Source organism: Mycobacterium sp. (assembly GCF_049608025.1).
Taxonomy (GTDB): Bacteria; Actinomycetota; Actinomycetes; order Mycobacteriales; family Mycobacteriaceae; genus Mycobacterium.
The window spans coordinates 4,842-10,761 of record NZ_JBMYXC010000082.1 but is presented as its reverse complement, the minus strand read 5'-3'; the positions used below and the strand labels follow the sequence as shown (position 1 = coordinate 10,761).

The window sequence follows — 5,920 nt, the reverse complement described above, 5'->3', positions numbered from 1 at the left end:
GGCGTGGTTCAGCGCGCCCTGGCTGATCGCCGTCGGCGCGGCGTGCATCGCCGGGGCGTGGCTGTATACCGGCGGCGCCAAGCCCTATGGCTACCTGGGTCTCGGCGAGGTCGCCGTGTTCGTGTTCTTCGGGCTCGTCGCGGTGCTGGGCACGCAGTACACCCAGGCGCTCCGGGTGGACTGGGTAGGCGCGGCGCTCGCCGTCGCGACCGGGTGTCTGTCCGCGGCGGTGCTGGTGGCCAACAATCTTCGCGATATCCCCACCGACACCCAGTCCGGCAAGATCACGCTGGCCGTCCGGCTCGGTGACGCCAACACGCGGATGCTGTTCCAGGGGCTGCTGGCGGTGGCCTTCGCGCTGACGTTGGTGCTGACGCTGGCATCGCCGTGGTGTGCCGCCGGACTGGTCGCGCTGCCGCTGGCGGTGCGCGCCGCCAAGCCGGTGCGCACCGGTCTCGTGGGCAAGGATCTGATCCCGGTGCTGCGCGATACCGGCCTGACCATGCTGGTATGGGCGCTGGCGGTGGCCGCCGCGCTGGTGCTCGGCTAAGCGGTCGGGCGCGCTCTGCGACGCTGGGACTCGGTTTGCGCGCCCGATTCGTGGCGCGCACCGACCGTCACGCGTCCGGGCCGTCGCCCTTCTTGGGTCCCGCTTTTTTGGGTTCGCCCTTTTTGGGCCCCGCTTTATTGGGATCGCTCTTCTTGGGATCGCTCTTCTTGGGATCGCCGTCGCCGCGCAGCCTGGCTTGCAACTGTTCGCGGTCACGGCGGCGCCGCGCATCAAGCGTCGCGATGCTCTCGGTGGCCCGCCGTCGCAGTGGTGCGAACAACCAGATACCCAGCGGCAGCGCGATCACGATGCCGAACAGCAACGCCACCACCACTGGGAAATCGCGCAGCCCGAGCAGGTGTCCGGCGCCGACGATCACCGCGGTCACCACGACGACAAGCCCCAGTCGGGCCGCGACATAGGAAAGAACGTCGAGCAGCATGCGGGATCCGGGCCGTCCATCAGTCACCGACCGAGCCTACTCACGACGCGTATATTGGTGGGAAGGAGGTTTCGAGTGGCGTATTTGCTCCTGATTATCGTCTTGGCCCTACTGGTCTACGTCGGCTGGCGCGTTTCGCGGATGGCCGCGAATCGACCGCGCACCCGGGTGATCGGGCCCGACGACGATCCGGATTTTCTGCGACGGATCAATCCGCACGACGACCAGCCGCGGTCCTGACAGCACAGTGACTGCCCTGCTGAGTTAGTCGGCTTGCGGGTTGCCGCTTCGTCCTGCGCCCGGAAAGCCGTCGGCCACCACTGCTGCCAGTTCGATGAGCGACTCCCTGGTCTGGGGACGTAGCCGGTCCAGACTGATCTCGGCACCTTCTTCCAAGTGCGGGTCGAACGGTACCTGGCGCACCGATCGACAACGCCGGGCGAAATGGTCGATCACCTTGTCCAGATCAACCTTGGTGCCCCTGCCCGACCGGGGGCGTACGCCGTTGATCACCGCGATCGAGTTGGTCACCATGTCCTCGTGTCCGTGGGCCTCCAACCAGTCCAGCGTTGCTGACGCGCTGCGCGCTCCGTCCACCGAACCCGAGCTGATCACCACCAGCACGTCGGCCTTCTCGATCACCGCCGACATCGCCGAATGCAGCATTCCGGTGCCGCAGTCGGTGAGCACCAGGCTGTAGAACCGCTCCAGCACTTCCAGGGTGCGGGTGTAGTCGTCGGAGCTGAAGGCCTCGGACACTGCGGGGTCGCTCTCCGACGCGAGCACCTCCAAGCGGCTTGGACCCTGTGACGTGTAGTGCCGGACATCGCTGTAGGCCGCGATTCCCTCCGCGTCGCGCAGCAGGTGGCGCACGGTCGCCGGTGTCTCCAACGGCACTTTCTGGCTCAGGGTGCCCCGGTCAGGGTTGGCGTCCACAGCGACTACCCGATCCCCGCGCGTCGTGGCGAATGTCGCGCCCAGCGTCGCGGTGATGGTCGTCTTTCCGACACCGCCTTTCTGGGAGAGCAGGGCAATCCGATAGCACCCGCGCAGCGGGCGTTGCACCTGGGCGACCAACCTGTCGTGGCGCATCACCTTAGGGCTCTCGCCGGGGTCGATCAGCCGGGCTGAGGCCCAGTACACCCACTTCCGCCAGCCGGCCGAGGGAGCGCGTCTGGCCTTGCCCAGCAACGCAACCGTCGAAAGGTCGAAGTAGGGCGGCGGATCGGATTCACTCGCCTCGGGAAGTCCCGGTTCGGGGTTCGGCACCCGCCCGGTCGACAAAGGGGGCGACGTTCCGTGTGGTGGCGTCGGAGCCGTCCACTCAGCAGGCACGGCGGCTGCGGGGTCAATGAACCGTTGCTGCGCCCGAAAACTACCCGGCAGGTCAGACAACGGTTGATCCCCTCTCTTCGCGGCGCCGGCCAGTGTGACCGCGTTGCAGCTCAGCCGACGCCGGCGTACGAATGCAGTCCGGCGGTGACCAGGTTGATGAAGAACAGGTTGAATATCATCGCAATCAAGCCGACGACGTTGATCCACGCGGCTTTTCGGTCCCGCCAGCCCGCCGTGGAGCGGGCGTGCAGGTAGGCCGCGTAGATGACCCAGGCGATGAACGCCATCGTCTCCTTGGGGTCCCAGCCCCAGTAGCGGCCCCAAGCCTCCTCGGCCCAGATAGCGCCGAAGATCACCCCGAAGCCGAAGACTGGGAAAGCGAAAATTGTTGTGCGATAGGCGATCCTGTCAAGGACCTGGGCGTCCGGAAGTTTCTGCACGATGCGCCCCAGCACATCCGAGCGACCCGGGTCGCCCAGACGTGACATCTTGAGCAGGAACAGGACGCTGGCAACTCCGGCGACCAGGAACACCCCTGATCCGACGCTCACCACCGACACGTGGATCGGCAGCCAGTAGGACTGCAGGGCGGGCATCACCGGCGCGGCATTCGAGTACAGCCAGCGACCCGAGACCGTGAGCAGAATCAACACCGGAACGAGAACGAACACCCACAACGAACGGTACTGCGGTCGGCGCAGCACGACAGCTGCGGCCACCAGGCCGAAGAAACACGTCAGGTTGATGAACTCGTACATGTTGCCCCACGGCACCCGCGAGGTGGATAGGCCGCGCAACACGATGCAGCCCAGCAGCAGCGCGATTCCGAGGTAGACCAGGGCAAGTCCGGCCGCGCCGATGCGCTCGTGGACCGAACGGCGTGGAACGTCGACGACGACGCCGGGGGTCGCACTGTTGGCGTCCACCGGGGCTCCGTGACCCAATGTCGCCGCCGGGGCGGCTCCGTGACCCGATGTCGCCGCCGGGGCGGCTCCGTGACCCGAAGTCGCCGCCGGGGCGGCTCCGTGACCCGAAGTCGCCGCCGGGGCGGCTCCGGCCGCCACCAACTCCCGGGTCTCGACCCTGCGGCTCCGGCTGTAGGCCAGCTCGATGGCGAGCAGCAGCAGCGCGGCCAGAAGCACCAGCACCGACGACGTAAACGCCCAGTCCGAGTAGCGGGCGAGCCCGGTGTCGATGTCGGTGGTGTTCATTCCCGGTCCGCTTTCTTCTCTTCGCTCGTCTCTTCGCTGCCCGGATCGAGGCCCGCCAGCAGCCGCCCGGTCAGCCGCTCGAACTCGTCGCCCCACCCCGAATTGTCAGTGCGGGCCAGGCCGCCCAACTCGACATTCACCGTACCCGCAGAGCCCTGGGACAACCGCACCCAGAGACGGCGGCGCCGCACGATCAACGACACCAGCAACCCGGTCATCATGGTCATCGCGAACACCAGCACCCAGATCTGGGCCGGGTCGTGGGAGACCTGGAGGTTCACGAACCGCTCGGCGCCGTCGAATCGGACGACGGTGCCGTCGTCGAGACCGGTGTCCTCGCCGGCGCGCAGGTTGACGCGCGCTACTTTCTCCTGCCGGCCCTGCTCGATCATGCGTGGATCCAGGGAGAACAGTGACTGCGGCCGCCCGGTGTCCAGGCCGGTGTCACCTTGGTAGACATCGATGGCCACGGTCGGGTCGTTCAGGGCGGGAAAGCTGGACGACAGCAGGGTGCCGTCGAGTTGCCCGGTCGGCGCGAACAACCCCTGAATCGCGATCTGGTTTTTGCGGCGCTCCCGTTCGTCGACATAGGTACCGCCGGGCGGATCGAAGCGCATCGCACCCGAGGACAAGAACGTGATCTGATCGTCTGGCCGCCACTGCAAAGTCTGGGTACGGATCTGGCCATCGGGGAAGATGACGGTGAACGTGGGAGCATAGCCGTGCCCCTGCAGGTAGATCCGATCGCCACCGACGCGCAGCGGCTCATTGACTTTCAACAGATACCGCTGCCACACGCCGGTGTCGAGGTCGTCGCCGGCCTGGTACTCGATGTCGGCCTGGAAGGAAACCGCCTGACCATTGGGCAGATACTTGGATTCGAAGTCATTGACCCGCACACAGATCGGGTACAACGATGTTCCGTCTACGGTGTTTCCCGCCCGGAAGGAGTCGAAGGCCGCTGGTGATGCCGAACAGAATCCTGGTCCGCCATCGGCGATGACGATGACATTGCCCTCGTAGCTGAACAGTTTTCCGGCGGCGATCGCGACCAGCAGACCAAGCAGCGAGAAGTGAAAAACTATGTTCCCGAACTCGTGCAGGTAGCCCTTCTCTGCCGAAATTTCCCTGCTTTCGGCGATTTCAGTGTCACCGTCGCCGCTCGGTCGGATGACGCGACGCCAGCCGCGAAGCCGCGTGTCGACTACCGCGGTGAGTTCGGCAACATCTGCGCTGCCGGGCACCTCAGCGATGTGGTGTTTGGGCAGTCGGCCCAGGTTGCGCGGTGCAGCCACGGGTGCTGCTCGCAGGCTACGAAAATGCTCGAACAGTCGCGGTGTCAGGCAGCCCACCAGCGAGATGAAGAGCAGCACGTAGATCGCGGTGAACCAGAAGCTGGAGAAGACGTCGAAGGCCTGCATTCGGTCCAGCCACGGACCGATGGTCGGATACGCGGCGATGTACTCGGCGACCTTGGCCTCGTTGAGGTTCCGCTGCGGCAGCAGCGCGCCCGGTATCGCCGCGAGCGCGAGCAGAAACAGCAGCACGAGCGCTGTCCCCATGGAGGTCAGGGTGCGCCACGTGTTGCGTACTAGCGCGAGCGGGCGGCCGCGACCGGGCATCAGATCGGCAGCCTCACGTCGCTGACGAACGCGTCGCGAACCCAGGACACGAACTCGGCCCACAATCCGGTGACCAGCGCCGTGCCCACCAGGATCAGCATGACGCCGCCGAATATCTGAATCGTGCGGGTATGGCGGCGCAGCCAGCCCAGCCCGGCGACGGCGCGGGCCGAGCCGAAGGCCAGCAACACGAACGGGATACCCAATCCGAGACAGTAGGCGACCACGAGCACGACGCCGCGGGCCACGTTGCTGCCCTCGGTCGCCGACGCGACGGCGATCACGCCGGTGAGCGTCGGCCCCAGGCAAGGAGTCCATCCCAGCGCGAACACCGCGCCCAGCAGCGGAGCGCCGCCGAGGGTGGACAGCTGCCTCGGGGTGAACCGGGTGTCACGCTGCAGCGCCGGAACCAAACCGATGAAGACCAGCCCCATCACGATGGTGATCACGCCGCCGATCCGCTGCAGGAGAAGCCCATTGGTGATCAGCGTCGTTGTCATTCCCAACACCGCGACGGTGCCGAGCACGAACACCACCGTGAAACCGGCGACGAACAAGGCCGCCGCGCCGGCCACTCGCAGTCGAGTCCCGCGCAGCGCGGCTGGGGCAAGCGGAGCGCCGGGAGATGGAACGGACGCAGACCCGGCATGGGTTGACGTCTGTTTGGGGTCGACGCCGACCACGGCGGCCAAATAGGACAGGTACCCGGGTACCAGCGGAATCACGCAGGGCGAGGCGAAGGACACCAAGCCCGCGAGCG

6 protein-coding genes and 1 pseudogene are annotated in these 5,920 nt (G+C 66.5%); 2 read left to right on the top strand and 5 right to left on the bottom strand.

The genetic code is table 11. The features are described from left to right. The coding region (gene menA / locus ACPGXI_RS17185) for a 1,4-dihydroxy-2-naphthoate octaprenyltransferase (RefSeq protein ID WP_526655096.1) at nucleotides 1–550 on the top strand (550 nt) is incomplete at its 5' end. Between the two features lie 166 nt (nucleotides 551–716). On the opposite strand, the pseudogene ACPGXI_RS17180 reads toward menA, so the two are convergent. Further along, a pseudogene (locus ACPGXI_RS17180) lies at nucleotides 717–992 on the bottom strand (DUF4229 domain-containing protein); the annotation flags it as partial. Between the two features lie 75 nt (nucleotides 993–1,067). On the opposite strand from ACPGXI_RS17180, the gene ACPGXI_RS17175 reads away from it, so the two are divergent. Then, nucleotides 1,068–1,232, top strand: a complete 165-nt coding sequence (locus ACPGXI_RS17175) for a hypothetical protein (RefSeq protein WP_526655094.1) — start codon at nucleotides 1,068–1,070, stop codon at nucleotides 1,230–1,232. A 24-nt stretch (nucleotides 1,233–1,256) separates the two neighbouring features. Here the strand turns inward: ACPGXI_RS17175 and ACPGXI_RS17170 are convergent, their stop codons facing one another. The 4 genes from ACPGXI_RS17170 to ACPGXI_RS17155 all read right to left on the bottom strand — a co-directional run. Beyond that, entirely contained in the window at nucleotides 1,257–2,387 is a 1,131-nt protein-coding gene (locus tag ACPGXI_RS17170) for a MinD/ParA family ATP-binding protein (protein ID WP_526655092.1), read from the bottom strand. Between the two features lie 50 nt (nucleotides 2,388–2,437). Beyond that, nucleotides 2,438–3,538 (bottom strand): c-type cytochrome biogenesis protein CcsB, encoded by a 1,101-nt coding sequence (gene ccsB / locus ACPGXI_RS17165; RefSeq protein ID WP_526655090.1) that lies wholly within the window; start codon nucleotides 3,536–3,538, stop codon nucleotides 2,438–2,440. After that, nucleotides 3,535–5,160, bottom strand: coding sequence for a cytochrome c biogenesis protein ResB (resB, locus tag ACPGXI_RS17160; RefSeq protein ID WP_526655088.1), 1,626 nt, complete (start codon nucleotides 5,158–5,160; stop codon nucleotides 3,535–3,537). The genes ccsB and resB overlap by 4 nt, the downstream gene beginning before the upstream one ends. After that, the coding region (locus ACPGXI_RS17155) for a cytochrome c biogenesis CcdA family protein (protein WP_526655086.1) at nucleotides 5,160–5,920 on the bottom strand (761 nt) is incomplete at its 5' end. The genes ACPGXI_RS17155 and resB, both read right to left, overlap by 1 nt.